This window comes from Arthrobacter sp. E70 (genome assembly GCF_058266945.1).
Window position 1 is genome coordinate 214,504 of record NZ_JBYQFR010000005.1, and the last position, 26,486, is coordinate 240,989.

General features: G+C 68.2%; 23 protein-coding genes. 8 read left to right on the forward strand and 15 right to left on the reverse strand.

The features are described from left to right. Positions 1 to 64: 64 nt before the first annotated feature. Both gabT and AC3IMC_RS08320 read right to left on the reverse strand, forming a co-directional pair. Positions 65 to 1,435, reverse strand: a complete 1,371-nt coding sequence (gene gabT, locus AC3IMC_RS08315) for a 4-aminobutyrate--2-oxoglutarate transaminase (RefSeq protein ID WP_490917967.1) — start codon at positions 1,433 to 1,435, stop codon at positions 65 to 67. Between the two features lie 82 nt (positions 1,436 to 1,517). Beyond that, complete coding sequence (locus AC3IMC_RS08320) at positions 1,518 to 2,948, reverse strand: aminobutyraldehyde dehydrogenase (RefSeq protein ID WP_221386366.1); 1,431 nt, start codon at positions 2,946 to 2,948, stop codon at positions 1,518 to 1,520. 170 nt (positions 2,949 to 3,118) lie between these two features. On the opposite strand from AC3IMC_RS08320, the gene AC3IMC_RS08325 reads away from it, so the two are divergent. Next, a complete protein-coding gene (locus AC3IMC_RS08325) occupies positions 3,119 to 4,555 on the forward strand; it encodes a PucR family transcriptional regulator (RefSeq protein WP_490917969.1) in 1,437 nt (478 codons plus the stop codon). Positions 4,556 to 4,608: 53 nt separating this feature from the next. On the opposite strand, the gene AC3IMC_RS08330 is transcribed toward AC3IMC_RS08325, so the two are convergent. After that, positions 4,609 to 6,222: a CYTH and CHAD domain-containing protein gene (locus AC3IMC_RS08330; protein ID WP_490917971.1), complete on the reverse strand. Its 1,614-nt coding sequence runs from the start codon at positions 6,220 to 6,222 to the stop codon at positions 4,609 to 4,611. A gap of 140 nt (positions 6,223 to 6,362) precedes the next feature. On the opposite strand from AC3IMC_RS08330, the gene AC3IMC_RS08335 reads away from it, so the two are divergent. From AC3IMC_RS08335 to AC3IMC_RS08345, 3 genes are all read left to right on the forward strand, one after another. Beyond that, the gene (locus AC3IMC_RS08335; RefSeq protein WP_490917972.1) at positions 6,363 to 7,634 is read left to right on the forward strand and encodes an MFS transporter; all 1,272 of its coding nucleotides are present in this window, start codon (positions 6,363 to 6,365) and stop codon (positions 7,632 to 7,634) included. Beyond that, positions 7,635 to 8,315, forward strand: a complete 681-nt coding sequence (locus tag AC3IMC_RS08340) for a FadR/GntR family transcriptional regulator (RefSeq protein WP_490917974.1) — start codon at positions 7,635 to 7,637, stop codon at positions 8,313 to 8,315. It begins immediately after the preceding gene. Between the two features lie 129 nt (positions 8,316 to 8,444). Further along, positions 8,445 to 9,695, forward strand: coding sequence for an AI-2E family transporter (locus AC3IMC_RS08345; RefSeq protein ID WP_490917976.1), 1,251 nt, complete (start codon positions 8,445 to 8,447; stop codon positions 9,693 to 9,695). 97 nt (positions 9,696 to 9,792) lie between these two features. Here the strand turns inward: AC3IMC_RS08345 and AC3IMC_RS08350 are convergent, their stop codons facing one another. Beyond that, a complete protein-coding gene (locus AC3IMC_RS08350; protein ID WP_490917978.1) occupies positions 9,793 to 10,332 on the reverse strand; it encodes a hypothetical protein in 540 nt (179 codons plus the stop codon). 155 nt (positions 10,333 to 10,487) lie between these two features. Between AC3IMC_RS08350 and AC3IMC_RS08355 the strand changes: the two genes are divergently transcribed. Genes AC3IMC_RS08355 through AC3IMC_RS08365 form a run of 3 tightly spaced genes read left to right on the forward strand, consistent with a single transcriptional unit; the run spans position 10,488 to position 12,835 of the window. Beyond that, positions 10,488 to 10,778 (forward strand): hypothetical protein, encoded by a 291-nt coding sequence (locus tag AC3IMC_RS08355; protein ID WP_486415539.1) that lies wholly within the window; start codon positions 10,488 to 10,490, stop codon positions 10,776 to 10,778. Between the two features lie 3 nt (positions 10,779 to 10,781). After that, positions 10,782 to 11,612 (forward strand): DUF1206 domain-containing protein, encoded by an 831-nt coding sequence (locus AC3IMC_RS08360; protein ID WP_490917980.1) that lies wholly within the window; start codon positions 10,782 to 10,784, stop codon positions 11,610 to 11,612. Between the two features lie 29 nt (positions 11,613 to 11,641). Then, positions 11,642 to 12,835, forward strand: a complete 1,194-nt coding sequence (locus AC3IMC_RS08365) for an SRPBCC family protein (protein ID WP_490917982.1) — start codon at positions 11,642 to 11,644, stop codon at positions 12,833 to 12,835. Between the two features lie 81 nt (positions 12,836 to 12,916). Here AC3IMC_RS08365 and AC3IMC_RS08370 read toward each other — a convergent pair whose 3' ends face one another. The 6 genes from AC3IMC_RS08370 to AC3IMC_RS08395 all read right to left on the reverse strand — a co-directional run bounded on the left by AC3IMC_RS08370 (position 12,917) and on the right by AC3IMC_RS08395 (position 20,147). Beyond that, entirely contained in the window at positions 12,917 to 14,383 is a 1,467-nt protein-coding gene (locus AC3IMC_RS08370; protein WP_490917983.1) for an FAD-dependent oxidoreductase, read from the reverse strand. Between the two features lie 87 nt (positions 14,384 to 14,470). Further along, complete coding sequence (gene cobA / locus AC3IMC_RS08375) at positions 14,471 to 15,733, reverse strand: uroporphyrinogen-III C-methyltransferase (RefSeq protein WP_490917985.1); 1,263 nt, start codon at positions 15,731 to 15,733, stop codon at positions 14,471 to 14,473. 272 nt (positions 15,734 to 16,005) lie between these two features. Beyond that, the gene (locus AC3IMC_RS08380) at positions 16,006 to 16,977 is read right to left on the reverse strand and encodes an ABC transporter permease (protein ID WP_490917987.1); all 972 of its coding nucleotides are present in this window, start codon (positions 16,975 to 16,977) and stop codon (positions 16,006 to 16,008) included. Beyond that, positions 16,967 to 17,692: an ABC transporter ATP-binding protein gene (locus AC3IMC_RS08385; protein ID WP_490917989.1), complete on the reverse strand. Its 726-nt coding sequence runs from the start codon at positions 17,690 to 17,692 to the stop codon at positions 16,967 to 16,969. The genes AC3IMC_RS08380 and AC3IMC_RS08385 overlap by 11 nt, the downstream gene beginning before the upstream one ends. A 27-nt stretch (positions 17,693 to 17,719) precedes the next feature. Then, positions 17,720 to 18,850 (reverse strand): ABC transporter substrate-binding protein, encoded by a 1,131-nt coding sequence (locus tag AC3IMC_RS08390; RefSeq protein ID WP_490918098.1) that lies wholly within the window; start codon positions 18,848 to 18,850, stop codon positions 17,720 to 17,722. 130 nt (positions 18,851 to 18,980) lie between these two features. Beyond that, on the reverse strand, positions 18,981 to 20,147 hold the full coding sequence (locus tag AC3IMC_RS08395) for an RtcB family protein (RefSeq protein ID WP_490917990.1): 1,167 nt from the start codon (positions 20,145 to 20,147) through the stop codon (positions 18,981 to 18,983). A gap of 77 nt (positions 20,148 to 20,224) precedes the next feature. Here AC3IMC_RS08395 and AC3IMC_RS08400 point away from each other — a divergent pair, with 77 nt between their 5' ends. After that, positions 20,225 to 20,659: an SRPBCC family protein gene (locus AC3IMC_RS08400; RefSeq protein WP_490917992.1), complete on the forward strand. Its 435-nt coding sequence runs from the start codon at positions 20,225 to 20,227 to the stop codon at positions 20,657 to 20,659. A 15-nt stretch (positions 20,660 to 20,674) separates the two neighbouring features. Here AC3IMC_RS08400 and AC3IMC_RS08405 read toward each other — a convergent pair whose 3' ends face one another. From AC3IMC_RS08405 to AC3IMC_RS08425, 5 genes are all read right to left on the reverse strand, one after another. Next, entirely contained in the window at positions 20,675 to 21,448 is a 774-nt protein-coding gene (locus tag AC3IMC_RS08405) for a hypothetical protein (protein ID WP_490917994.1), read from the reverse strand. A 216-nt stretch (positions 21,449 to 21,664) separates the two neighbouring features. Continuing rightward, on the reverse strand, positions 21,665 to 23,071 hold the full coding sequence (locus tag AC3IMC_RS08410) for a sulfate adenylyltransferase subunit 1 (RefSeq protein WP_490917996.1): 1,407 nt from the start codon (positions 23,069 to 23,071) through the stop codon (positions 21,665 to 21,667). After that, the gene (cysD, locus tag AC3IMC_RS08415; protein ID WP_490917997.1) at positions 23,071 to 24,015 is read right to left on the reverse strand and encodes a sulfate adenylyltransferase subunit CysD; all 945 of its coding nucleotides are present in this window, start codon (positions 24,013 to 24,015) and stop codon (positions 23,071 to 23,073) included. The genes AC3IMC_RS08410 and cysD overlap by 1 nt, the downstream gene beginning before the upstream one ends. Continuing rightward, a complete protein-coding gene (locus AC3IMC_RS08420; protein WP_490917999.1) occupies positions 24,012 to 24,740 on the reverse strand; it encodes a phosphoadenylyl-sulfate reductase in 729 nt (242 codons plus the stop codon). Before AC3IMC_RS08420 ends, cysD begins: the two co-directional genes overlap by 4 nt. Then, positions 24,740 to 26,485 (reverse strand): nitrite/sulfite reductase, encoded by a 1,746-nt coding sequence (locus AC3IMC_RS08425; protein WP_490918001.1) that lies wholly within the window; start codon positions 26,483 to 26,485, stop codon positions 24,740 to 24,742. The genes AC3IMC_RS08420 and AC3IMC_RS08425 overlap by 1 nt, the downstream gene beginning before the upstream one ends. Position 26,486 lies beyond the last annotated feature (1 nt).

A 26,486-nucleotide genomic window follows, 5' to 3' on the forward strand; every position in this document is an offset into this window, starting at 1 on the left:
CGAGGGCGGGCACCGCAGCCGCGGTGCCCGCCCTCGTGGCGTTGCCGGAGGGAGTCGTTCCGGTTTAGGCGTGTGCCTTGATGGCGGCGGCCAGGACCTCCAGGCCGTCTGCCAGCAGTTCGTCGGTGATGACCAGCGGGGGCAGGAGGCGGATGACGTTGCCGTAGGTGCCGCAGGTGAGGATGATGACCCCCTCCTTGAGGCAGGCGGCCGCAACAGCCTTGGTCAGTTCCGGGTTCGGTTCCTTGGAACCGGCCTGGACGAGTTCGACGGCGAGCATGGCGCCACGGCCGCGGACGTCGCCAATCACGCCGGTGCCGGCAGCGGCCAGTTCCGACTGCAGCTCGCGCAGGCGGGCCGTGGCGACTGACTCGATGTGACGGGCACGCCCGGCGAGGTCGTACTCCTCCATGGAGCTGATGGAGGCAAGGGCCGCGGCGCAGGCCACCGGGTTGCCGCCGTAGGTGCCGCCCAGGCCGCCCGGGTGGACGGCGTCGAGCAGGTCGGCGCGGCCGGTGATGGCGGACAGCGGCATGCCGCCGGCGATGCCCTTGGCCAGGGTCATGATGTCCGGGACGACGCCTTCGTGGTTGACGGCAAACCATTCGCCGGTGCGGCAGAAGCCGGACTGGACCTCGTCCGCGATGAAGACGATGCCCTTTTCCTTGGCCCAGGCGGCCAGTGCGGGCAGGAAGCCCTCGGCCGGGACGATGAACCCGCCCTCACCCTGGATGGGTTCAATGATGATCGCGGCCACCTGGTCGCCGCCAATCTGCTTCTCGATCGCAAGGATGGCGCGCTTGGCGGCCTCGGCACCGGTGATGTCCGGGTTCTCCTCCCGGTACGGGTAGCTCACGGGCATCCGGTAGACCTCGGGCGCGAACGGGCCGAAGTTGCTCTTGTACGGCATGGCCTTCGCGGTGAGCGCCATGGTCAGGTTGGTGCGTCCGTGGTAGGCGTGGTCGAAGGCGACGACGGCGTCCCGGCCGGTTGCCAGGCGGGCCACCTTGATAGCGTTCTCGACTGCCTCGGCACCGGAGTTGAACAGGACGGTGCGCTTTTCGTGGTCACCGGGGGTGAGGCGGTTCAGCTGCTCGGCGACAGCTACGTAGCCTTCGTAGGGCGTGACCATGAAGCAGGTGTGCGTGAAGTGCTCCACGGCTTCCTTGACGGCACCCACGACGGCGGGGTCGGACGCACCGACGCTGGTCACGGCGATGCCCGAGCCGAGGTCGATGAAGGAGTTTCCGTCGACGTCGTGGATGATTCCGCCGTCGGCGTCGGCAACGTAGACGGGGACGCTGGAGGCGACGCCGGCGGCGACCACGGCCTTGCGGCGTTCGGTCAGCGCTACGGACTTGGGGCCGGGGAAGTCGGCCTGGACGCGGCGCTTCTGCTCCAGGCGGTAGGTGATGTCAGATGCGGTGGTGGTCATTGCGGTTACTTTCTATTACTGGTGGGCCCACGCCGGCCGGGTTCCCTGGCCGAAGCGAAGCGAGGTTAGGGTGCCGGTGGGGTCAGGCGTCGAGGGCGGACATGACGTGCTTGATGCGCGTGTAGTCCTCCACGCCGTACATGGAGAGGTCCTTGCCGTAGCCGGACTGCTTGAAGCCGCCGTGGGGCATTTCGGCGGTGAGGAGGATGTGGGTGTTGATCCAGACGGCGCCGAAGTCCAGGTCGCGGCTCAGGCGCATGGCGGTGCCATGGTCGGTCGTCCATACGCTGGAGGCCAGGGCGTAGTCCACGTCGTTGGCCAAGGCCACGGCTTCTTCCTCGGTGCTGAACTTCTGCACCGTGATGACGGGGCCGAACGTTTCCTTCTGGACGACGTCATCGGTCTGCTTGGCGCCGGTGATGATGGTGGGTTCGAAGAAGTAGCCCTTCTCCCCCGCCCGGTGGCCGCCGGTCTCGATGCGGCAGTTGGCCGGCAGGTTCTCCACGACGGAGGTCACGGCGTTGAAGTGGTTGATGTTGTTCAGCGGGCCGAAGTAGTTGTCTTCGTCGTTCTGCGAGCCGGTGTGCAGGGTCCTGGTGTGCTCCACCATGGCGGCCACGACGTCGTCGTGCACCGACTCCTCCACCAGCACCCGGGTGATGGCAGTGCAGTCCTGGCCAGCGTTGAAGAACGCGAACTCGGCGATGGCGGCGGCGCTCTTCTTGATGTCGGCGTCCTTGAACACGATGGCAGGGGCCTTGCCGCCCAGCTCCAGGTGGGCGCGCTTGAGGCCCTTGGCGGCGCCGGAGGCAACCGCAATGCCGGCGCGGACGGAGCCGGTGATGGACACCAGGCCGGGGACCTTGTGCTCCACCATCATCGCCCCGGTTTCGCCGGTGCCCAGCACCACGTTCAGGACGCCGGCGGGAAGGATCTCCCCGGCGAGGCGGGCCAGCACCAGCGTTGACTCGGGGGTGGTGTCGGAGGGCTTGAGGACCACGGTGTTGCCGGCGGCAAGGGCGGGGCCGATCTTCCAGATGGCCATCAGGAACGGGTAGTTCCACGGGGCCACCTGGGCCACCACGCCGATGGGCTCGCGGCGGACGTAGGAGGTGTGGCCCTCAAAGTACTCGCCGGCGGACTTGCCCTCCAGGATGCGGGCGGCGCCGGCGAAGAAGCGCAGCTGGTCGGCGCCGGCGGCCACTTCCTCGGAGGCAATGAGCGAGCGGACCTGGCCGGTGTTGCGGTGCTGGGCCTCGACGATTTCGTCGCTGTTGGCCTCGATGGCATCGGCGAGCTTGAGCAGCATCAGCTGGCGCTGGCCGGGAGTCACATGCTTCCAGGTCTTGAAGGCGTCCTTCGCCGCGGCCATCGCGGCATCTACATCGGCCTGCACCGAGACGGGAGCCTGCGCCACGACGTCGCCGGTGGCGGGGTTGACCACGTCCAGCAGGGTGGTGCCGGCGGGGGTGACGAACTTCCCGTTGATGAAGTTCTGCAAGGTCTGGACCACGGTGTGCAACCTCTTTTCTAGGAGCCATCGGCACCGGAGCGAATGCACCAGGACGGATGGATGGAACTGCCTCGAGCCTATGCCAGCACCAGGCCCCGGTGAATAGCCACCTGCACACCCTTGTTGGCGGGCTTTAGTGCGCTTGCCCAGCAGCCGTTTATCCTTTCCTTATGGCCATTTCCCTTGCCGCCCTGGTGGGCGTGACCTCGCTGCACCTGTCCAAGGCGGGCATCGCGGAGACCACTTGGCACCAGGACATCAACTGGGTGGCGGTGACGGAACTGGAGGATCCGCAGCGGTTCCTCAACGGCGGCGAACTGGTCCTCACCACCGGCCTGCGGCTCCGTTCGGCCCCTGAGCAGCGGCGTTTTGTCCGCCAGGTGCAGCGCGCCGGCGCAGTGGGCATCGGGTTCGGCGTGGGGCTCTCGCACGAGGCCGTGCCGCCTGCCCTGCTTGCCGAGGCAAACCGCTGGGGCCTGCCGGTGGTGGAAGTGCCCTATGAAACCCCGTTCATCGCCATCACCAAGCTGGTGGCGGACGCCCAGTCGGCGGACCACTACGCCAAGCTGGAACGGCTGATCGCCGGCCACCAGGTCCTGGCCCGGGCCCTGTTGACCGGCGGGGGGCTCGCCGAGCTGCTGAAGAACCTGGGCGGCATGCTGCGCACGGACGTTGCACTCACCCAGTTCACGGCGCAGCTGTACAACAGCAGCAAAGCCAATCCGTCCGCGGACTCCTGGTCCAGCTACCCGATCCCCACGGGCCGGCGCGACGCCTGCACCCTGTGGATCCAGCAGCCCTTCGAGGACACCGGCATCATCGGATACGCCCAGAACCTGATCAGCGTGGAACTGAACAACATGGTCAAGCAGCGCCAGGCACAGCGCGCCCTCTGCGGCCAGGTGCTCGAGGACGTGATCCACGGGGCGCTGGAGACGAGCGAAGCACAGCGCCGCCTGGCAGGCGTGGGCGTGAACAGCACCCGCAAGAACGTGGTCCTGCTGGCGGTGTCGGCGGCGCACGGCAAGGCCCTGGGCAGCACCTCGGTGCCGCAGGAACTCGAGAAGGCTGTGGCCGCCGTCGTGGGCAAGGACCTGGTGCTGGTGGTCAATGACGACGGCGGGGCGGCACCAGCGCTGGCACGGAAGCTGAGCGACCACCTCGCCGAGGCGGGCATCCATGCCACGATCGGCATCGGCGGTGCCTACACCAAACCCAACGGCCTGCGCTGGAGCTACTTCGAGGCCCGCGACGCCGCCAGCCACGGCCTGCCCGTCAATGAGCCGGAGCGGCTGAGCCTGACGTCGCTGCTGCTCGCCAGCGAGGATGTGCCGCTGGCGGACATGGCGCACGAGTCCCTGAATCCGCTGCGTAACTTCGATGCGGCGCACGGCGCCGAGCTGATGACCACCCTGGAGAGCTACCTGAACAACAACGGCTCAGTGGCGGCCGTGGCGGAGGAACTCACGCTGCACCGCAACACCGTGCGGTACCGGCTGGCGCAGATCACCGAACTCACCGGGTACGATCCCTCGGTCACCGCCGACCGGGTGCAGCTCTGGCTGGCGCTGGCGGTGGCCCGGCTGTCGGCGCGGCAGGGCAAGTAGCCGCCGGCGGAAGCACGGGTCAGGCAGACGCACGGGTCAGGCAGACGCGCGGGTCAGAGGACCCCGCTGCGCAGCAGGCCGCGTGCCTTCTTCCGGGCCTTCCGGTACTTGGCCTGCGCCGCCATCATCCGCCCCTCCTGCGTGTCGAGCAGGCCCGCGTAAACGGCGGCGGTGGCCGGTTCCGTATGGTCCGCGGCGATGTCAGCCAGCAGGCTGCGCGCTACCACGGCGTCCTGGAAACCGCCTAGGATCTTCTGCTGCCGCCGAGCCGCCTTGGCCACCTTGCCGGCGCGCTTGCCCCGGACCAGGGCTGCGGCCTCCGCCACGTGGCGCAGGCGCTTGGCGTTTTTGCGGACCTGGTGCAGGGCACGTTCCTGGTCCGCGCCCCGCCGGGCGTCCCGCGCGGCTTTCTGCGAGCGCCGGAGCCGCTTGGCGGACTTGTCCACCGCTTTGGCCGCCGCCCGCTGGCCGGACTTCACAGCATCGGCGCGCACGGGCGGGTTGTCGCGGAAGTCCTCCAGTTTGTCGAGGAGCCGGAAGTAGCGCGCCGACCCCAGTGCGTCCTGCAGGAGGCGGTAGGCGGCATCGAAGTCCTCGCCGGTGCGCCGCTCCACCCGCTCCGCGGCAGCGGCGGCGCCCTCCCCCGAAGGCAGCCCGGCCAGCTGGCCGCGGAGATCCTCGCGCAGGACGTGGGCGTCGCGGGGTTCACCGAGGACCCTGCCCAGCCACTGCAGTTCGTCACGCAGCCGCCGCACCGGGGAGGCGCGGTACAGCTTGGAATACGCCGCCAGGACCGAGCGGATGCGCCGGGCGGCCGAGCGCATGTTGTGGACGGCCTCGGCGTCCTCCAGCCGGGCGCCGGCGTCGTTCGCCAGGATTTCGTCCAGCTGCGCCGCCACAAAAACGGTGACGACGGCGGCGGCCGGGGCGCGCTTTCCGGCAAGGAGCGGGCGGCCGCTTCCGGCACCGGCGTCCGCGGGACTTTCGGCGTCGCGCTTCTTCGACGCTTTGCCGCCGCCAAGGGCGCGGGCCAGCTTGGAGGCGTGGCCGGCAGGGCGCGCCCCGGCGGCCAGGAGCAGTTCCTCCACGGGGGCGAAGAGGCCGGGCTCCCCGTGCACCAGCTCCAGTTCCCATTCGCGCCATTGCTGCCGGCGGTCCTCGCCGGGCCCTGCGTTGCCTTGCCCGCCCGGGCGGTGTCCGCCCTCGAGGCGCTCGGCGGTGACCTGGTCGTCGGCAAGGTCGGCGAGGTGCACGCCGTCGTCGCCGTAGAGCGGATGGGTGGTGCGTCGGGTCTCCAGCCGGACCACCGGAGCGGGGACCGCGCCGCGCAGGTACGCCTGCAGGTGGGTGAGCAGGCTGTCCGGCACGACGTCGGGCCGGCCCAGGGGTGCGTGCAGTTCCCTTCGCCGGGGTACTTCGTCGGCGGCCGCAGCCTGCGGCGGCAGCTTCAGGTGCCAGCCGGCATCCTTGCCGCCGGTCCTCCGCCGCAGGGTAATGCGCCGGCCGGCCAAAGCGTGCCGTTCGGTGTCAAAGTACACCGCTTCCAGGACGTCGGTGTGGGGTTTGCCCACCCGGGCGACGCCGGGCGCGTTCTCCAGCGCCGGCACCGTGGCGCCTGCATCGACGTCGTACTTCTTTTCGATCTCCAGTCCCTCGGAAGCCTCCACAGCCACCCTTCCACACGTCGGCATGGTCCGGACCACGCCATCCGCCGGCCCTTTGGCAGTCTATTCCCAGGACCCGACGGCCGGGAGAGCTTGGCCACAAAACCTGAAACATCAAACGTCTAACCTTTAGGCTGGAGACTATGCCCGCCACTCCACCCTCCCCCGCTTCCACCGCAAGCAGCCCTGCAGCGGCACCAGCGGTCACCGCCGTGCCCCCTGCACCGGCAACACCGCGCGCCAAGCCGCGTTCCGCCGTCGTCTTCGGCGTCATCGCCCTGGTGCTGATCGGGCTGAACCTGCGCGCGGGCATCACGGGCGCCTCAGCATTGCTGCACGACCTCCAGGCCGTGCTCGGCTACGGTGCGCTGGTGGCGGCCATCATCCCGTCCATCCCCACCCTGTGCTTCGCCATGGCAGGAGCCACCACGTCCTGGCTGACCGGCAGGCTCGGCGTCGAAAAGGCCATCCTGCTGGCCCTGGCCATGCTGGCCGGCGGGCTCCTGCTGCGGGCCATCCCGTCCACCGGCATGCTGGTCGCGGGCAGCGTGGTGGGCATGTCCGGGCTGGCGGTCTGCAATGTGGCCATGCCGTCCTTCATCCGGGAACACTTCGCCGCCCGCACCTCCCTCATGACCGCCGTCTACACGGTGACCATGACCACCGGCGGCACGCTCACGTCCGTGGCCGTGGTGCCCCTGGCCCAGGCGCTCGGCTCCCCATCCGCGGCTGTCGGCGCCCTGGGCATCGCCGCCGTGGCCGCCTTCCTCGGGTTCGTTCCGGTCGCGCTGCACGCCCACCGCAGCACCGTCCGGGCCAGCGCCGGCCACGTCTCCCCCTGGCCGCTGCTGCGTACCCGCAAAGGCCTGCTGTTGACCGCCATCTTCACCCTGCAGGCACTGCTCGCCTACGCGCTGTTGAGCTGGTTCCCGTACATGCTGACCACCATGGGCCTGAGCGCCTCGGAGAGCGGGCTGATGTTTGGCGTGATGCAGCTGGTGTCCGTGCCGGCCGGGATGGTGCTGATTGCCATCGGCTCCCGGCCACGGATGCTGCGCCCGGCGTTCTACCTGGTCAGCATCACCATGCTGGTGGGCATTGCGGCCATGCTCCTTATGCCCACGGGCCTGGCTGTGGTCCCGGCCATCCTGATGGGGTTCGGCCTGGGCATCTTCCCGCTGGTCATGGTGATGATCAGCCGCAGCGGAACCAGCACCGCCGAAACCACCGCCCTCTCCACACTGGCCCAGTCCTCCGGCTACCTGCTGGCGACCGCGGGCCCCTTCGGAATGGGCCTGCTGCACAGCGCCACCGGCGGCTGGACCCTGCCGCTGGTCCTGCTGCTGGGCCTGGCCGTTGTCCAGATTCTGGTGGCGCACCTGCTTACCGGCCGGGCCTTTACAGGAGGCAAGTAGATGTCTTTGAGTCCTTCGGTGCGCCCGCCGCTTGCCGACGAAGTCACCGCCAAGTTGCGGGCGATGGTCCATTCGGGTGAGTGGGCACTGAACCAGCGCATCCCGGCCGAGCCCGAGCTCATGGCCCGGCTGGGAGTGTCCCGCGGCACCCTGCGTGAAGCGGTCAAGGCCCTGGCCCACGGCGGCATGCTGGAGGTCCGCCGCGGCGACGGGACGTACGTGCGCGCCACCAGCGAGATGTCCGGGGCCGCCCGCAGGATGTACCAGGACCACACTGAGCAGCACATCCTCGAGGTCCGGCTGGGGCTGGACACCCAGGCGGCCAGGCTGGCCGCCAGGCACGCAACGGACGACGACGTCACAGCCATGCGGGCGCTCCTCGCCACCCGGGACCAGGCTTGGAAGAACGGGGACTTCGAAGCCTGGGCGGAGGCCGACTGGGGTTTCCATGTGCGCGTGGCCCAGGCGTCCGCCAATCCACTGCTGCATGAGCTGTACGCCAGCTTCGGCGCCGTGTTCCACCAGGACCTCCTGGCACAGCAGCGCCGGCCCGGTTTCAACGGACTCCCCCGGGAAGGGCATGAAGCGCTGCTCGAGGCCATCGGGCAGCGGGACGAGGATGCGGCGGTTGCCACCGTGAACCGGAACCTGAACTCCTGCGCGGAGTGGCTCGCCGAATAGCCCCCGCGCGTACGGCGGGGCGCCCGGCGGTGACATCCCACGAAACCAGTCAGTAGGCTTACTATCTGACAGAGGTATCCGTGGCCGCCCACAGCCCGGGCAGGCACCGCCGACGATTGAGGAGTTTCCATGTCGAGACCAGCACGCACCTCCCAACCAGAGCGGGCCGGCTGGCCCGAACCCGCGGCGCAACCCTCCGGTGGGCAGACCGTAAGCCCCGCCGGTGCAGAGCCGGCGGCAAGCCCTCCAGCCGGGGAGGCCGCCAAGCCCGGCGCGAAGGCGGGCAGGCCACCCGCGGCACTCTGGTCTGACGGCCTGGGCAGGGTGGGCACCCGGGCAGCCCAGGTGCTGCTGATCCTGACGGTCGTCGCAGTATCCATCTTCGCCCTGATGCAGATCAAGCTCCTGGTCATCCCGCTCCTGATCGCCCTGATCCTGGCAGCGGCCATCGGTCCGTTCGTGAACTTGCTGCGCCGCCGCGGCATCCCCGGCGGCTTGGCCACCGGGATCTCCTTCATAGCCTTGCTGGCGATCCTCGCAGGCGTCTCCACCGTGATTTACTTCTCGGTGCGGAACCAGTGGGGCGAGCTGGCGGCACAGGCATCGTCCGGCCTCGACGAGCTGGAGAAGTTTCTGCTGACGGGACCCATCCCCATTGAGCAGGGCCAGCTCGACCAGGCACGCGAAGCCGTAGTGCAGTTTGCTACCAGCAGCCAGGTCCGCTCTGGCGCCGTGACCGGATTGTCCGTGGTGACCGAGTTCATTGCCGGGGCGAGCCTCATGGTGGTGATCCTGTTCTTCTTCCTCAAGGATGGCGCCAAGATCTGGAACTTCTTCCTCCGCCCCTTCTCCGGCCAGCGCGAGGCAAAGCTGCGCCGGGCAGGCCGCCGCACCCTTGAGGTCCTGGGCGGCTACGTGCGCGGCACCGCGATCGTGGCATTGGTGGATACGGTGGCCATCGGCGCCGCACTGCTGATCATGCAGGTCCCGCTGGCCATTCCACTCGCCATCGTTGTTTTCATTACCGCGTTCATTCCGCTCGTGGGTGCGACCATCGCCGGGATCCTCGCAGCCCTGGTGGCGCTGGTGGCCAACGGGCCGGTGGTGGCGCTGATCGTGGTGGCCGTCGTCGTGGCCGTCAACCAGCTGGAGGGCGACCTGCTGCAGCCGATCGTCATGGGCAAATCGCTGCAGCTCCACGCCCTGGTGATCCTGATGGCACTGACCGCCGGCACGATCCTTGCGGGGATCGTCGGGGCAGTACTGTCAGTGCCGCTGGCAGCCGTGGCGTGGGCCATCATTCAGGTGTGGACGGCAGAAGATCCGAACCTGAAGGACATGAACCCGCACCTGCCTCCGGCCAACAGCCAGCCCGTCTAGTTCCCACTTTATGGGCAGAACGCACGACGACGGTCCGGCACCAGGGTGCCGGACCGTCGTCGTACGCCTTACGTTGCCGTTCTACGGCCCCTGGCTGCTAGTCGCCGCGCAGGCCGGCGAACACGTTCTTCGGGCGCTGCATCTCCCCGTGCTTGGCTCCCAGGATGATCACCAATGCGGCGAAACCGGGGATGGCCCACTGCAGCATCTTGAGCTGCTGCTGCGCGGCCTTCAGTTCGTCCGAGGCTGCTGCATGCGGCTCGGTGGCCCCTTCCGCCCCCTCGCCCGCAAGCTTCTCCACCTTCTTGCCCAGGATGCCGGAGTAGAGGGTCACCGCGGCGCCCACCACCGTCACCGCCGTCTTGATGACGGTATCCCGTGCCACGCCTTCCTGCTTGGCGATGCGGCCCTTGTTCTCCCACGCGATGGCGAGGTCTGCCACCAGGTGGGAGGCGAACGCCGCCGTCTGGAACGGAGCCCACTTCATCCAGCCGGCGCTGGAAAGCCGCGTGCGCTCGGCGGGGTCCTTGGCCTGGGCCGCTGCCCCGTTCAAGCCGATGGCGCCCATCAGGGATCCGCCGAACCATGCCGCTGCCGTCAGGTCGTGAACCGAACGGGCAATGAGATTTCCTGCCATGATGTGCATTCCTAACGTTGTGAACTGCTTGGGTTGCCGCAGGTGCGGGCTTCACTTGCCGTGTCCCATCAAGGTATGGTGCGCCCATGGTAAGCACACTTACTAATGTTAAGAAAGCCCGTCTTGAACGGGACCGACCGCGTAATATCGTCGCCATGGGAAACACAGGGACATTGTTCGGCTGGGCCTTCGGGGACCCAGCCCGTGAAGACGACGGAAACTACGTGGAAGGCCTGCAGCGCGAGGCGTTCGGGAACGCCAGCGAAACAGCGAAGGCGAAGGGTGTGGGCGTGGTGGCGGGCTCCGAAGTGTTCACTGTCCTCAGCGGGGACGACTCCCTGGTGGAACTGGACAACGCACCGGGCCGGCTGGTGGTCCGCTGCACCGTGCATGTCGAGGGACCCGGCGCCGAGAAGCTGCGGGCCGAAGGGCCCATGAACGGCTGAACCGTGTCCGACGGCGAATCCAGGCTCAGCCAGGCGGCGGACGCCGTCGAGGAGGCGTCCAACCACAAGGTCCTGGACGTCCTGGCCCGGGCTGGATTCGCCGTCATGGCACTGCTGCACATCATCGTGGGCGCCATCGCGATCGCCATCGCCTTCGGCCAGCCCGGCGACGCCGAGCCCACGGGTGCCATCGCCCAACTGGCGGACAACCCGTGGGGCCCCGCTGTCATGTGGGCCTGCGTAGCGGCCTGCTTCGGGCTGGCACTGTGGCAGGCCAGCGAGGCCACGCTCCGCATGCGCGGCGAACCGCGCAAGGAACGCGTGGCCAAATTGATCTCCTCCGGGTTCCTGGCCATCGCCTATGGCAGCGTGGGGCTCAGCTTTGCCGGGTTCGCCGTCGGGTTGCGCGGGGACTCCGGGGACAGCACGCGCGACTTCAGCGCCGCGCTGATGGGCCACCCGCTGGGGCCGTGGGTGCTCGTGGCGGTGGGGCTCACCATCATCGGGATCGGCGCCTACTTCGTGGTCAAGGGAGTCACCCGCGGCTTCAAGAAGGAGGAGCTTTTCCACTTCAACGGGACGAGGCGCGGCAGAATCATCGACAGCCTGGGCGCGGCAGGGCACGTCGCCAAAGGCATCGCGCTGGGCCTCACCGGACTGCTGTTCATCATCGCCGCCGCGAAGCACAGCCCTGAGGAATCCACCGGCCTGGACGGCAGCCTCAAGGCCCTCCGCGACCACCCCTTGGGTCCGTACCTGCTGGTGGCCATCGGCGCCGGCTTCATCGCGTACGGGATCTTCGCCCTCATCCGGGCCCGGTTCGGACGCATGTAGCCGTGGCGATTATGGGTAGGGAGAAAAGTATGACCCAGCACCTGAGCGACGCCCCCGCCGCCACCGGCGCCGCCGGCCAGGCCTTCGCCTCCCTGTTCCGGCTCCTGAAGCTTGCCCGGCCGGACCGGCCCATCCATCCCCACGGGCTCGGACTCACCGGCGAACTCACCCGGACCGGCAGCCCGGCCGCATCCAGCGGGATCGAGTGGCTGGACTCCGCGGGCACAGACCAAGTGCAGGCACGGTACTCCCGGTCACTGGGGCTGCCGGAGGCGCTGCCCGACATCCTGGGGCTGGCCCTCCGGGTTTCGCCGCCAGGGGCTTCGGCGGCGGACGTCCTCTTTGCATCCACCGGCTGGCATGTGCCGGGGCGGTTCCTGCTGCAGCCGAGGCTCGACGTTGCCGGTGCCTCCATGACCACCCTCATGCCGTACCGTGGCCGGAAAGGCCCCGTGCTGCTGGGCCTGCGCACGCGGAGCCTTCCACCGGGGTCGCTGACGTCCGCGGACTGGGTGCTGGGACTCTACTGGGCCACGCCGGCCGGACCTTGGCAGGAGTGCGGCGAGCTGCGGCTGCGTGCTGGCGCGGATGCCTCGGACACAGCCCTGCGTTTCGATCCGCTCGGGAACCAGCCGCCAGGGGCGCAGGCCTACGGGTGGACCCGGCGCCTGCGGAAGCCGTCATACCGCGCGGCCCAGCGGCCCGCACCTCCCGCCGTCGTACGCCCGGGTGTGTATGCGCACCTTGGCCAGGAAAGCACCACCGCAACCGGAAGGAACACCATGTCCACCGTTTCGCAGCACTTCAACTCCCCGCCGGCCGACGTCTGGCGCGTCATCGCCGACGGCTGGCTGTACTCCGGCTGGGTGGTGGGCGCGTCCCGGATCCGCGATGTGGACGCTGAATGGCCGCAGGTGGGAGCCCGGCTGCACCACTCCGTGGGGGCCTGGCCGCTGGTCATCGACGACAGCACGAAGGTGACCGCCGTCCAGCCCGGCCGCTCGCTGGAACTTGTGGCCCGGGGCTGGCCGATGGGTGAGGCCAAGGTGGAGATCACCCTTGAGGAACTCGGCGATGGCTGCAAGGTGACCATCGCCGAGGACGCCATCCGCGGGCCGGGCAAGCTGGTGCCCAAGTTCCTCCGCGACCCCCTGATCTCGGCCCGCAACCGGGAAACCCTCCGCAGGCTGGAACTGATGGCGGTCGGCGGCGCCGGTAAATGAGCACCGGAACATAGCCCGGCAGGGTTAAAAGCAGGAGCCGCGGAACCTAAGGCTCCACGGCTCCTGCTGGTGGTCGGGCTGCTAGACCTGCGCGGCTACTCCGTCGCGGGAGATGTCAACCATGTCCTCGCGCGGCACCACCTTGATGCGCTCACGCTTGACCTCAACGCCGTGCGAGCCGCCGGCCTCGGTGGCCGCCGCACCGAGGGCGAGCTCGTGCGCGTCCAGGGCCAGCCAGCCTTCCCAGCTGGTGAACTTCACGCCGCGGGAATCGAGGAGCTCGACGACGGCGTCCTCCGCGGGCGCCTCGGCGACGGGCAGGTTTTCGCGGTCCTCCAGCAGGTAGGTCACGGTCTCGAGGGCGTCGCCCTTGGTGTGGCCGATGAGGCCGATCGGTCCGCGCTTGATCCAGCCGGTGGCGTAGACGCCGGGCACGTGGGTGCCTGCGGCGTCCAGGACGCGGCCGCCGTCGTTCGGGATGACACCCTTCTTGTGGTCGAACTCCACGTCCGGCAGGGCGGAACCGAAGTAGCCGATGGCGCGGTACACGGCCTGGACCGGGTAGTCCACGAACTCGCCGGTGCCGCGGGCGTTGCCGGTACCGTCCAGCTCGGTGCGCTCGAACTTGATGCCCGCCACCTTGCCGGGGGTCTCGGCGTCATCGTAGATCTCCACCGGGCTGTGCAGGAAGTGCAGGTGCAGGCGGCGGGAGGCCTTCAGCTCGGAGACGTCCTCGGGCTGCTCGGCGATCCAGTTGGTGAGCGTGCCCACCATGGTCTTGGTCTGGTTGTTGGTCTGGATCTGGCGGTCGGATTCCTCGTCGAACTCGAAGTCCTCCGGGTACAGGACGATGTCCACGTCGTGGGAGTGGGACAGCTCGCGCAGCTCCAGCGGGGTGAACTTGACCTGGGCGGGGCCGCGGCGGCCGAAGACGTGAACGTCGGTGACCGGCGATGCCTTCAGGCCGGCGTAGACGTTCTCCGGGATTTCGGTGGTGAGCAGGTCGTCGGCGTGCTTGGACAGGACACGGGCCACGTCCAGGGCCACGTTGCCGTTGCCGATGACGGCGATTTCCTTGGCCTCGAGCGGCCATTCGCGCGGCACATCCGGGTGGCCGTCGTACCAGGAGACGAAGTCGGCGCCGCCGAAGGAGCCTTCCAGTTCGATGCCGGGGATGTTCAGGTCCGCGTCCTTGATGGCGCCGGTGGCGAAGATGACGGCATCGTAGTGCTTGCGCAGGTCCTCGATGGTGAGGTCCGTGCCGTAGTCCACATTGCCGAAGAAGCGGATGTCCCCGCGGTCCAGGACCTTGTGCAGGGCGTTGACGATGCCCTTGATGCGGGGGTGGTCCGGGGCCACGCCATAGCGGATCAGGCCGTAGGGTGCCGGGTAGCGGTCAAAGAGGTCGATGCTGACGGTCAGCTCGCCGCTCTTGACGGCTTCGCTCTTGGTGAGGATGTCCGCGGCGTAGACGCCGGCCGGGCCGGAGCCCACGACGGCGACGCGCAGCGGACGTTCGGCAGAACCTACGGTGGTGCTTGGTGACACGGCTGTGTTCCTTTTCTTCTGCATCGATTGCTGAGTAACTGCCGTTTTCAACGCTCATAACGGCAGTTACGGAGCAATCGATGGGTTTCAGGTGGTGACGACGGTCTTGCGGGGGCTGTTCGGGGTGGTGGTGCTGTAGTCAGCGGTTTTGAAGTGCGACGGCGCGAACGGGCTGACGCGCACCACGTCACCGATGACGATCACTGCCGGGTTGGCCACACCGGCGGCTTCCGCCTGATCCGCAATGGATCCCAGGGTGCCGATCGTGACGCGCTGGTTCGGCAGGTAGCCGTTCTCCACGATACCAACCGGAGTGCCGGCAGGCAGGCCGGCTTTGCCCAGGGCGGACGCCGATTCGCGCAGCTGGCCGACACCCATGAGCAGGACGATGGTGTGGTCCGGGCGGGCCGGAACTTCGGACAGTTCCTCGTGGCCGGTGACCACGCTGAAGCCCTTGGCCAGGCCACGATGGGTAACGGGGATGCCGGCGGCCGCTGGGACGGAAATGGCGGAGGTGACGCCGGAGACCACTTCAACCTCTACGCCGTGCTGGCGGCAGTATTCGGCTTCCTCCCCGCCGCGGCCAAGAACGTACGGGTCGCCGCCCTTGAGCCGGACCACGCGGTGGCCCTTGAGTGCTTCCTCGACGAGGATGCGGTTGATCTCTGCCTGCGGCACCGGGTGGTGGCCGGGGGTTTTGCCCACTTCGATGACGCGGACGTCGGGGGCGAGTTCGTTCAGGAGTTCGCGGGGACCGAGGCGGTCGGCAACGACGACGTCGGCCTGGCCCAGGAGCCGGCGGCCGCGGACGGTGATGAGGCCGGTGTCGCCGGGTCCGCCGCCGACCAGGGCAATGGAACCGCGGTGTGCGCGGCGGCGGCGCAGGGGCAGGTCGCCGGTTTCCAGGGCGGTGGCGACGGCGTCGCGGACGGCCATGGCGCGGCGCGGGTCTCCCCCGGCGTTCACGGCAATCTTGACGTCGTCCACCTCGGCGACGGCGGGAGTCCAGGCTGCGGAGGCTTCATGGTCGGAGGCGTTGACGCACCAGACGCGCTGCGCCTCGGCGTCGGCCGATACCTTGGCGTCTACCTCCGGGTCTCCGGTGGCGGTCTGGACGAACCAGACGCCGTCGACATCTTTGGTGTCATAGGGCCGCGCAGCCCAGGTGAGCAGGCCGGCGTCGGCCATCTCCTGCAGCGCGGGCGAGGCAACCGGGGCCACGACGGTGACCACTGCACCGGCGTCGAGCAGGCCCTTGGCACGGCGGGCAGCAACAGGGCCGCCGCCCACCACCAGCACGGGGCGGCCGAGCAGCCGCAGCGCCGTGGGGTAAATATCCTGAATTGCCATGAATCAACGGTAGGGCCGTGTCACAATCGCCCACAAAGGCCGAGCAACACCAGTTCACGCAAGGTAACGCTGCGTCACAAAGGGTTCGCTGTAGCCAGCGGGGTAACCGAAATGCGTCACTTTTAGGCCCACGCGCCGGCCTGCTCAGCGCAATTCAGGGAAACCGGCACAAGCAGGTCACCAAAAGTTACGCAAACGCGGCTCGCTTAAACAGAAAGCCCGACGGCGGGAGGTCGCCGTCGGGCTCTGCTGTCAGTGTGGAGCGGGCTGGGTCAGCGGGTGCTGCCGGCGAGGAGTCCCCGGCGGCGCAGGAGCCGCTTTTCGATGGGGCCGAAGACCAGGAGCTCGATGAGGATGCCGACGGCGAGGATCAGCAGGATCGCCGCCATCACCACCGCCATGTCCGAGAGCTGGCGGCCCTGGTCCAGCAGGGAGCCCAGGCCGAAGCCGATGGTGCCGCCCACGGCGATGATTTCCGCGGCCATCAGGGAGCGCCAGGAGAACGCCCAGCCCTGCTTGAGGCCGCCCAGGTAGCCGGGCAGCGCGGCGGGAAGGATGACCTGCAGCGCCATCTGGAGCCTGGAGGCACCCAGGACGGTGCCAACGCGGCGGTACTGCGGCGGGATCTGGTCCACGCCGGAGATCAGGCCGTTGATGATGGAGGGAATGGCGCCCATGAACACCACGAAGTAGACGGTGGCGTCGGTGAGGCCGAACCAGATGATGGCAGCGGGGACCCACGCCACGGACGGCAGCACCTGCAGGCCGGAGATCAGCGGCCCGAAAGCGCGGCGCAGCGGAGCAACCTGGGCCAGGAGCAGGCCCACGGGGGTGGCGATGGCAACGCTGATCACGAACCCGACGATGCCGCGCTGCAGCGACGTCCACACAGATTCCTGCACCTTGCCCTCTCCCCAGAGAACCCCCATCTGGTTCAGCACATCCAGGGGTCCCGGAACCTGGTCGCGGCGCTTGAGGCCCAGGGAGACGTAGAACTGCCAGACCAGCACCAGGACCACCAGGGCCGCGATGGGCAGCAGGATGCGGGTCCAGTCAATGCGGTGCTTGCGGACAGTGTCGGACTGCAGCGAGTCCAGCCCGGATTCGAGCTGCCGCAGGTCCTCGGTTCCCGTGGACGTGCGGGTCAAAGCGGCGTGGACGTGCTCGCGGGGTTCGGCGGACCCGGTTTCGACAGACTCGGCCACCGGCTTCTCCTCGACGACGGGGGTGGGGTTACTTGGCATGGCGGCGAATCTCCTCCCGCAGCCGGGCAGTGATGACCCCGGTCAGCTGGCCGGCGAGCCCGGCGTCGGTTCGGTGTTCCTCGGTGACGGCCCATTCCTGGACCACGCGTCCGGGGCGGGAGGACAGCAGCAGCACGCGCTGGCCCAGCCGGACGGCTTCGCGGACGTTGTGGGTGACGAAGACGATGGTGCGTCCGGTTTCCTTCCAGATGCGCTCCAGCTCGTCATGCAGCAGGTCGCGGGTGATGGCGTCCAGGGCGGCGAACGGCTCGTCCATGAGCAGCAGCTGCCGGTCCTGTGCCAGGGAACGGGCCAGGGACACGCGCTGGCGCATGCCGCCGGAAAGCTCGTGCGGGCGCTTGTCCCCCGCCGCGCCCAGGTGCACCAGTTCCAGGAGCTCCTGGGCCTTAGTGCGGCGTTCGGCCTTGCCCACGCCGCGCAGCTTCAGGGCAAGTTCGATGTTCTCGCGGGCCGTGAGCCAGGGGAAGAGGGCGGCGTCCTGGAACATGAAGGCGGCACCGTCGCTGGGCACCTCCAGGGCGCCCGACGTCGGCGCCTCCAGTCCCGCGATGATGTTCAGGAGGGTGGACTTGCCGCAGCCGGAGGCACCGAGGAGGGCGACGAATTCGCCCCGTCCGATGTTGGCGTTGACGTCGTCCAGTACCGGGGCGCCGTCGCCGAAGCGCTTGCCCAGGTGTTCCAGTACGACTGGCATGGTGCCGTCCTTAGGTAGAGGGTGGGGTCAGTCCTGGCCGAGGCCGGCTGCGGAAATCTTGTCCTGGGAGCCGCTGACCTGGTTGAGCGCGCGGAGGTCGAAGAGGCCGTTGATGTCGGCCTTCCTGGTGGTGCCGGCGTCCACGCCGTCCTGCAGCAGCTTGGGGTAGCTGCCCGCCAGGGGGTCCAGGGTGAAGGTGATGTTGGCCAGCGCCCGGTTCAGGACATCGGCGGGCAGTGCTGCGCCAGCGGACTCCTGCAGTGCGGCGTTGATGACGGCGGCCTTCTCGTCGGCGGGTGCCGAGTTGAGCCAGGCCACGGATTCCGCGTTGCCCTTCAGCAGGGCCTTGACGGTCTCCGGGTGGTCCGCGGCGAACTTCTGGTTCACGATCAGGATGGTGGTGGGGAACTCGCCGGGCTTGCCGGTTCCGGCACCGTTCCACAGGTCCTTCTCATCCACCAGCACCTTGGCACCGGCCTGGAGCACCAACCGGGACGCCCACGGCTCGGGCAGCCACGCGCCGTCGAGCTTTCCGTCCTGGAACAGCTTCAGGGTCTGGGCGTTCTCGGTGGGGTTGATGGCCACATCGCCGCTGCCGTCGACGCTGGTCTTGTAGCCCTGGGAAGCCAGCCAGGCGCGGAGGGCGACGTCCTGCGTGCCGCCAAGCTGCGGGGAGGCGAGGGTCTTGCCCTTGAGGGCTGAGGCCGAGGTGATGCCGGGCTTGACCACCAGTTGCGCACCGCCGGCAGCCGCTCCCGCGATGACCCGGACGGACTGTCCCTGGCTCTTGGCATAGGAGTTGATGGCCGGATTGGGGCCGATGTAGGCGGCGTCGATGGCGCCCGCATTGAGCGCTTCGATGGCAGCCGGGCCGGCGTTGAACGTTTCGGTGCTGAGCCTGGTGCTGCCCAGGGCTTCAGCGAGGAACCCCTTCTTCACCCCCACCAGTGCGGCGGCGTGTGTGACGTTGCCGAAATAGCCCAGCTTCAGTTCCGCTGCGGGGGTGGGCTCGGCGGCCTGGGCCTCGGTGTTGCGCGAGATATTCGAAGCAACAATCGCGCCGACGGCGATCAGCAGGACGAGCCCGATGGCCAGGGCGGCTTCGATGGCACGCTTGCGCTTGGGAACCGCGCTTTCGCCTGCCACGATGCGGGTCATCCCGGGCTTGGAACTAGTCATTGTTTCACCATAGGGAGTGGCCCAAACCCGTTCAACGAAGCGGAAACGGGGGGTCACGCACGTTCATCTGGCGTCACATTCGGCCGTATGCCTGGTGGGATATGACGGCTCAGTCGCCTTTCACGTTGACCAGCTGCCGCAGCTTGTGCCGCACCGCCACGAGGTCCGCCGCGTCCTGCATGACCTGGTCGATCGGCTTGTACGCTGCCGGAATTTCGTCAATGAAAGCCTCCGACGCCCGGAACTCGATGCCCCGCATGGCCCGCTTGAGTTCCTCCAGCGTGAACGTTTTGCGCGCGGCGTTCCGGGAGTATTCGCGCCCCGCGCCATGCGGGGAAGAGTGCAGCGAAGCCTCGTTGCCGAGCCCAACAACAACATACGACGCCGTCCCCATGGACCCAGGGATCAGTCCGGGATCGCCGTGGCCGGCTTTGATGGCCCCCTTGCGGGACACCCAGACTTTCTTGCCGTAGTGCGTCTCCTGCTCCGTGAAGTTGTGGTGGCAGTTGATCCGTTCCAGTTCCCGGACGGCACCGCCCACCCACTTCGCGAACGATGTGCTGACCCGGTCCATCATCTCCTCGCGGTTCAGCAGCGCGAAGTGCTGGGCCCACCGCAGCTCCGCGATGTAGCGCTCGAACTGCGGGGTGCCCTCGTCCAGGTACGCCAGGTCCGGATCCGGGAGATAGACCTGGTTCTTGCGGGACACGTGCCGGGCTACCCCGATGTGGTGCTGGGCTATCTTGTTGCCCACACCCCGCGAGCCCGAATGCAGGAAGAGCCACACGCCGTCGTGCTCATCTGCGGAGACCTCGATGAAGTGGTTTCCCGACCCCAGGGACCCCAGCTGCAGCTCCCATTTGGCGACGTACTGGAAAGGATCGAAGCCGGCCTTGGCGGCGAGCCGTTTCAGCTCGGCAACCCGCGGCTCCGCCGTAGGAAGCACCGTCTTGTTGTTGTGCCCTGCGGACAGCGGGATGACCCGCTCGATATCCTCGCGGAGGCGTTTGCGGTCCTTCGGCAGGTCCTTCACCGAATACTGGGTCCGCACCGCGATCATGCCGCAGCCGATGTCCACGCCGACGGCCGCCGGGATGATGGCCCGGAGCGTGGGGATCACCGACCCCACGGTGGCACCCTTACCCAGGTGAGCATCAGGCATCAGGGCCAAATGCGGGTAGATGAACGGCAGGCCCGCCGTCATCACCGCCTGGTCGCGGGTCTTGCCGTCAAGGATGGATGCCCAGTTGAGGAGCTTCGGGCTGATGGTTTCCATGGCTTCGCCTCCCGCAGTGCCGACCAGGACTAACGTGATGTCCAGGCTAGTCCCGCACTCTACAGAGGAGATGCCAGATGGTGAATGTACAGACCGAAGTTGTCATCAACTGCCCGCGTGCCCAGGTGGCGGAGTTTGCGGCCAACCCGGACAACGCTCCGCGCTGGTACGCGAACATCCATAGGTCGCAGCGGCTGACCGGCGGGCCCATCGGCATCGGCTCGAAGGTGGACTTCACGGCCAAATTCCTGGGGCGGGAGCTGAACTACACCTACGAATTCGTCGAATATGTGCCCGGCGAGAAACTGGTGATGCGGACCGCGCAGGGCCCCTTCCCGATGGAGACCACCTACACGTGGGCGGACGACGGCGGCGGGACCCGCATGGCGCTCCGCAACACAGGGAGCCCCTCGGGTTTCTCCAAGCTGGCGGGGCTGGTCATGGAACCGATGATCCGCCGCGAGACCCGTAAGGACCTGCGGCGGCTCAAGGTGGTACTCGAAAGCCGGTAGCGATCCGGCGGGACCCTACGGCGTGCGGGGCACGCGGTGGCGCACTGCCCGCACGGTGGGCTGTGCCTCCAGCAGGCGGCGCACGTTGAACCAGCTGAACATCGCGAGCCCAAAGTAGAGGGTCAGCTCCAGCACTTCCCCATACTCGGAAATCACGAACGTAGGCTCCGGCCAGATCAGCAGGCGGAAAAGCCGGTACGCTGCGGCCAGCAGGAATGCCGGCACAAGGCAAAGAGGCGGGACGAGCAGGCGCTTGGACGCAACACTCTTCCACCGGTCCCCCAGCCACGCCGATACCAGCGGGGCACAGGCGCCGTACAGGCTTGCCACGAGCATGGCCGCGGGGACGAACTCCTGCACGCCCCGGATGTTGTGCAGGTTGGTCTCGTCCTGGCGGTTGATGGCTTCCATGGATGCGGGGGTCTGCCAGCCGAAGATGCGCTGGCCCCACGAGATTTCCTCGCCCGCCAGGAACACGACGCCGATGGTGACCACCACGTACAGTGCCGCCATCCCCTTCTGTCCCCGCCGGTACAGCCGGAAGGAGAGGAAGGCCAGGAAGACGGCGGCGGCCACAAGGCAGGCAAACTGGAGCCATTCGATCGGGTGGTCCTCGTCGACAAGCCAGAGATAGAACTCACGGAACGGGACAGTTGCCGCGACAGCAACGGCGAGGACAATCGGGAGCAGCGCCAGGAGCTTCGCCTGGCCCTGGGGAATTCCCCATGCCTGCGAATCACGCCTGAAGACTTCAGCCGCTCGCGTGGACCACCGCTGGACCGTTTCCATCCTGCCTCCTGAGAAACCTGCCAGGGCGTGCAGGCCCCTGGCATCGACAAAGCAATGCCTGAGCTTCCCACGCGCCAACCAGCCGCGGAACCTCCGGGGCGAACCTTTGTGGTTAACGTGCGGGATGCCGCAGGAACGCGGAATCGCCGGAACACTGCCGGGGACGCCGTAACGATACGGCGTCCCCGGCAGGGTTCCGGCGATCCGGAGGGGAAACTAGATGCTGTAGCGCTCGTCCTCGTGGTCGCCCGGGTGGTCCTTGACCAGTCCGGCGGCCAGCGTGTTGCCGTCCAGCGGGTCGATGACCAGGAACGCGCCGGTGCGGCGGTGGTGCAGGTAGTTCTCCAGGGGCAGCGGGGCCGCGAGGCGGAGCTGCGCGTGGCCGATGTCGTTCAGCTCCAGGTTGGACGCGCCCTCCAGTTTGAAGGTGGACAGGTCCAGCTTGCCGGACACGCTGCGGACCATCGCCTGGACCGTGCGGGTGCCGTGCTTGACCAGGACCTTCTGGCCTTCGCGCAGAGGCTTCGGGGACAGCCAGCACAGGGCCGCGTAGAGGTCGGCCGAGGCTTCGCGGACGGTGCCGGCGGCGGCGATGGTGTCACCACGGGCGACGTCGAATTCGTCAGCCAGGCGGATGGCCACCGACTGCGGCGCGGCGGCTTCCTCCAGCGAGGCACCGGCAAAGTCGATGCCCACCACGGTGGTGGTCCGCGGGTCCTGGCCCGGCGTCAGCACGGAGACCTGGTCCCCCACCTTGACGGAGCCTTCGGTGATCTGGCCGGCGTACGCACGGTAGTCGCGGTAAGCCTCCACATCCAGGCCGGCTGCGACGGCGTCCGGGGCCAGCGCACCCTGCGGCCGGATGACCAGCTGCACCGGGAAGCGGAAGCTCTCCAGGTGGCTTTCCAGTTCGTCGGCGGCAGGCAGGGTTTCGAGGACCTCGAGCAGCGCGGGGCCGGTGTACCAGGGGGTCCGCTCGGAGCGCTCCACCACGTTGTCGCCGTCCAGCGCGGACACCGGGACCACCAGCAGGTCGGAGATGCCGTCCGAGCCCAGGCCCAGTTCGCGGCCCACCCGCTGCACGTCGGCTTCGATCTCGCGGAACACGGACTCGCTGAAGTCCACCAGGTCGATTTTGTTCACGGCCACGATCACGTGCGCCACGCGCAGCAGCTGCAGCACGGACAGGTGGCGGCGGGTCTGCTCCAGCACACCCTTGCGGGCGTCAATGAGGACAACGACGGCATCCGCAGTGGACGCGCCGGTCACCGTGTTCTTGGTGTACTGCACGTGCCCGGGGCAGTCGGCCAGGATGAAGCTGCGGCGGTCGGTGGCGAAGTAGCGGTAGGCGACGTCGATGGTGATGCCCTGTTCACGCTCGGCGCGCAGGCCGTCGGTCAGCAGGGCCAGGTCGATGCCGCCCTTGTGGCCGCCGAAGCCGCGGTCCGCGGAAGTGCGGGCAACGGCGTCGAGCTGGTCGGCCAGGATCGCCTTGGAATCGTGAAGGAGGCGGCCCACCAGGGTGGACTTGCCGTCGTCGACCGATCCTGCGGTGGCGAACCGGAACAAAGTGGTGGGCAGGGCTGTTTCCAGGTCCGCCGGGAGAACTGCTTCGGTGGTCATTAGAAGTACCCGTCCTTCTTGCGGTCTTCCATGGCGGCCTCGGAGATGCGGTCATCTGCGCGGGTGGCGCCACGTTCGGTCAGAGTGGAGGCGGCGACTTCAACCACCACGTCGGACACCGTGAAGGCGTTCGACTCGACGGCGCCGGTGCAGGACATGTCCCCCACGGTGCGGTAGCGGACTGTCTTGGTGATGACTTCCTCATCGGGGCGCGGCTGGGAGACCTCGCCGACCGCCCGCCACATGCCGTCGCGGGCGAAGACCTCGCGCTCGTGGGCGTAGTACAGGCCGGGCAGTTCGATGTTCTCGCGCTCGATGTAGCGCCAGATGTCCAGCTCGGTCCAGTTGCTGATGGGGAACGCGCGGACGTGCTGGCCCACGGTGTGGCGGCCGTTGTAGAGGTTCCACAGTTCGGGGCGCTGGTTGCGGGGATCCCACTGGCCGAACTCGTCGCGAAGGCTCAGGATGCGCTCCTTGGCGCGGGCCTTGTCCTCGTCGCGGCGGCCGCCGCCGAAGACGGCGTCGAACTTGTTCTGCTGGATGGCGTCCAGCAGCGGGACGGTCTGCAGCGGGTTCCGGGTGCCGTCGGCACGCTCGGCGAGCTCGCCGCGGTCGATGAACTCCTGCACGGAGCCCACCACGAGTTTCAGGCCCAGCCGCTCCACGGTCCGGTCGCGGAAGTCGATGACCTCGGGGAAGTTATGGCCGGTGTCCACGTGCAGCACGGGGAACGGCACCTTGCCCGGCCAGAACGCCTTGGTGGCCAGGTGCAGCATCACCACGGAGTCCTTGCCGCCGGAGAACAGCAGCGCGGGCTTCTCGAACTCGGCGACAACCTCGCGGATGATATGGATCGCTTCGGATTCGAGGGTGTCCAGGCTGGACAGGCGCGTGGATACGGCGGCGTCGGTCACCTGGGTCTCCTCGGATAGGTAAGTGCTCATACGTGTAGTCCGCATTCTGTCTTGTCGGAACCTGCCCAGCGGCCGGCGCGGGGATCCTCGCCGGGCGCCACCTTGCGGGTGCAGGGCTGGCAGCCAATGGAGGGGTAGCCCTGGGCAAGGAGCGGGTTGACGGGCAGGAGGTTGTCGTCGGAGTACTGGACCAGCTGGTCGAACGTCCAGGCGGCCATCGGGTTGACCTTGACCAGGCCGTTCTTCTCGTCCCAGGTGACCAGCGGGGTGTTGGTGCGGGTAGGGGCTTCGTCGCGGCGGACACCGGTGAACCAGAGTTCGTAGCCGGCGAGGGTACGCTGCAGCGGGGCCACCTTGCGGAGGGCGCAGCACTGGGCGGCGTCGCGGGCAAAGAGGTCCTTGCCGAGCAGGCGGTCCTGCTGCTCCACGGTGGTTTCGGGGAGCACGTCCACCACGTTGACGCGGAGGTTCGCGGCCACCTCGTCACGCGTGGCGTAGGTTTCCGGGAAGTGGTAGCCGGTCTCCAGGAACAGGACGTCGACGCCGGGCATCTGGTCCGCGACCAGGGCCGGCAGGACGGCGTCGGCCATGGAGCAGGCGACGGCGACGGCGGGCAGGTCGAAGTTGCGCTCCACCCAAGCGATCACGTCGCGGGCGGGGGCCTCCCAGCCGAGCTCGGCGGCGCCGGCTTCGGCCAGGGCCTTCAGCTCTTCCTTGGGGCGCTTGGCGGGTGCGGGTGCGAGATGCTTTGCCATTACTGCAGTGCCTCCTCATCTGCTGCATGGGCCCACTCGGCGAAGGTCTGGCCTTCGGCGCGGTCGGCGACGAACCGGCGGACCACGCGCTCCACATAGTCGGGCAGGTCGTCGACGTACACCTTCAGGCCGCGCACGGTGCGGCCCAGGCCGGCTTCCTCGCGCTCGTTGTTGGCCAGCCCGCCGCCCAGGTGGACCTGGAAACCCGGGGAGGGGTCGCCGTCGGGCGTTGGCAGCATCATGCCCTTCAGGCCGATGTCCGCCGTCTGGATGCGGGCGCAGGAGTTGGGGCAGCCGTTGATGTGCAGCGACAGGGCCTGCGGCAGCTGGCCGGATTCCGAGAGGTCGGCCAGGCGGCGTTCCAGCTCGGCCACGGCGGTGGCGGCGGTGTACTTGGTCTCCACGATCGCCAGCTTGCAGTACTCGATGCCGGTGCACGCGATGGTTCCGCGGCGGAACACGGACGGGCGGGCGGACAGGCCCAGGGTGTCCAGTTCGGTGATGAGCGGCTCCACCTGGTCCTTTTGGACATCCAGCACCACAATCTTCTGGTGCGGGGTGGTGCGCAGCCGGTAGGAGCCGCGGGACTCGAGGGTGTCAGCGAGCTTGACCAGGGATGAACCGGACAGGCGGCCCGCGATCGGGGTGGCACCGATGAAGAACTTGCCGTCCTTCTGTTCGTGCACGCCCACGTGGTCACCCGGGGCGGCCGGTTTCGGCGCGGCAGGACCGTCGGCCAGCTTGTAGCCCAGGTACTCGTCCTCGAGGATCTGGCGGAACTTCTCCGGGCCCCAGTCGGCCAGCAGGAACTTCAGGCGGGCCTTGGTGCGCATGCGCCGGTAGCCGTAGTCGCGGAAGATGCTGGTGACGCCGAGCCACACGTCGGCGGCTTCTTCGGGCTTGACGAAGGCGCCCAGGCGCTTGCCCAGCATCGGGTTGGTGGACAGTGCGCCGCCCACCCAGAGGTCGTAGCCCGCGCCCAGTTCCGGGTGGCGGACACCCACCAGCGCGCAGTCGTTGATCTCGTGGACCACGTCCTGGCTGGGGTGGCCGGTGATGGCGGTCTTGTACTTGCGCGGCAGGTTGGACAGGAGCGGGTTGCCGATGAACCGCTCCCCCAGCTCGGCAATCAGCGGGGTGGGGTCGATGATCTCGTCCTTGGCGATGCCGGCCACAGGTGAGCCCAGGATGACGCGGGGAACGTCGCCGCAGGCTTCGGTGGTGGACAGGCCAACGCCTTCCAGCCGGCGCCAGATCTCGGGGATGTCCTCCACCTGGATCCAGTGCAGCTGGATGTTCTGCCGGTCGGTGAGGTCGGCCGAGTCGCGGGCAAAGTCGACCGAGATCTGGCCGATGACGCGCAGCTGCTCGGTGGTGAGGGCGCCGCCGTCGATCCGGACGCGCAGCATGAAGTACTTGTCCTCGAGCTCGTGCGGCTCAAGCGTTGCGGTCTTGCCGCCGTCGATCCCCTGCTTGCGCTGGGTGTACAAGCCCCACCAGCGGAAACGGCCGTGCAGGTCCTGGCCGGGGATGGCGTCGAAGCCCTCCTTGGCGTAGATCGTCTCGATACGCTCACGCACGTTGAGGCCGTCGTCTTCCTGTTTCCAGGTTTCGTTGGCGTTCAGCGGCGTTTTGCCGTCAACCTTCCACTGCCCGTGCGGCTTTGCGGCAGGGCGGGACGGGCGGGCGGGGCGCTTGGGGGCAGCGGAGTCCGCGGACGCTCCGGCTAGAGCTGTATCAGTCATG

Excerpts from the sequence above, each read along its gene's own strand:
- AC3IMC_RS08345 (WP_490917976.1), top strand. The coding sequence starts at position 8,445 with ATGTCGAGACCAGCACGCACCTCCCAACCAGAGCGGGCCGGCTGGCCC.
- AC3IMC_RS08425 (WP_490918001.1), bottom strand. The coding sequence starts at position 26,485 with ATGACTGATACAGCTCTAGCCGGAGCGTCCGCGGACTCCGCTGCCCCC.
- AC3IMC_RS08380 (WP_490917987.1), bottom strand. The coding sequence starts at position 16,977 with ATGCCAAGTAACCCCACCCCCGTCGTCGAGGAGAAGCCGGTGGCCGAG.
- AC3IMC_RS08325 (WP_490917969.1), top strand. The coding sequence starts at position 3,119 with ATGGCCATTTCCCTTGCCGCCCTGGTGGGCGTGACCTCGCTGCACCTG.
- cysD (WP_490917997.1), bottom strand. The coding sequence starts at position 24,015 with ATGAGCACTTACCTATCCGAGGAGACCCAGGTGACCGACGCCGCCGTA.
- AC3IMC_RS08410 (WP_490917996.1), bottom strand. The coding sequence starts at position 23,071 with ATGACCACCGAAGCAGTTCTCCCGGCGGACCTGGAAACAGCCCTGCCC.
- AC3IMC_RS08395 (WP_490917990.1), bottom strand. The coding sequence starts at position 20,147 with ATGGAAACCATCAGCCCGAAGCTCCTCAACTGGGCATCCATCCTTGAC.
- AC3IMC_RS08365 (WP_490917982.1), top strand. The coding sequence starts at position 11,642 with ATGACCCAGCACCTGAGCGACGCCCCCGCCGCCACCGGCGCCGCCGGC.
- gabT (WP_490917967.1), bottom strand. The coding sequence starts at position 1,435 with ATGACCACCACCGCATCTGACATCACCTACCGCCTGGAGCAGAAGCGC.
- AC3IMC_RS08385 (WP_490917989.1), bottom strand. The coding sequence starts at position 17,692 with ATGCCAGTCGTACTGGAACACCTGGGCAAGCGCTTCGGCGACGGCGCC.
- AC3IMC_RS08350 (WP_490917978.1), bottom strand. The coding sequence starts at position 10,332 with ATGGCAGGAAATCTCATTGCCCGTTCGGTTCACGACCTGACGGCAGCG.
- AC3IMC_RS08340 (WP_490917974.1), top strand. The coding sequence starts at position 7,635 with ATGTCTTTGAGTCCTTCGGTGCGCCCGCCGCTTGCCGACGAAGTCACC.
- AC3IMC_RS08355 (WP_486415539.1), top strand. The coding sequence starts at position 10,488 with ATGGGAAACACAGGGACATTGTTCGGCTGGGCCTTCGGGGACCCAGCC.
- AC3IMC_RS08390 (WP_490918098.1), bottom strand. The coding sequence starts at position 18,850 with ATGACCCGCATCGTGGCAGGCGAAAGCGCGGTTCCCAAGCGCAAGCGT.
- AC3IMC_RS08335 (WP_490917972.1), top strand. The coding sequence starts at position 6,363 with ATGCCCGCCACTCCACCCTCCCCCGCTTCCACCGCAAGCAGCCCTGCA.
- cobA (WP_490917985.1), bottom strand. The coding sequence starts at position 15,733 with ATGGCAATTCAGGATATTTACCCCACGGCGCTGCGGCTGCTCGGCCGC.
- AC3IMC_RS08405 (WP_490917994.1), bottom strand. The coding sequence starts at position 21,448 with ATGGAAACGGTCCAGCGGTGGTCCACGCGAGCGGCTGAAGTCTTCAGG.
- AC3IMC_RS08400 (WP_490917992.1), top strand. The coding sequence starts at position 20,225 with ATGGTGAATGTACAGACCGAAGTTGTCATCAACTGCCCGCGTGCCCAG.
- AC3IMC_RS08420 (WP_490917999.1), bottom strand. The coding sequence starts at position 24,740 with ATGGCAAAGCATCTCGCACCCGCACCCGCCAAGCGCCCCAAGGAAGAG.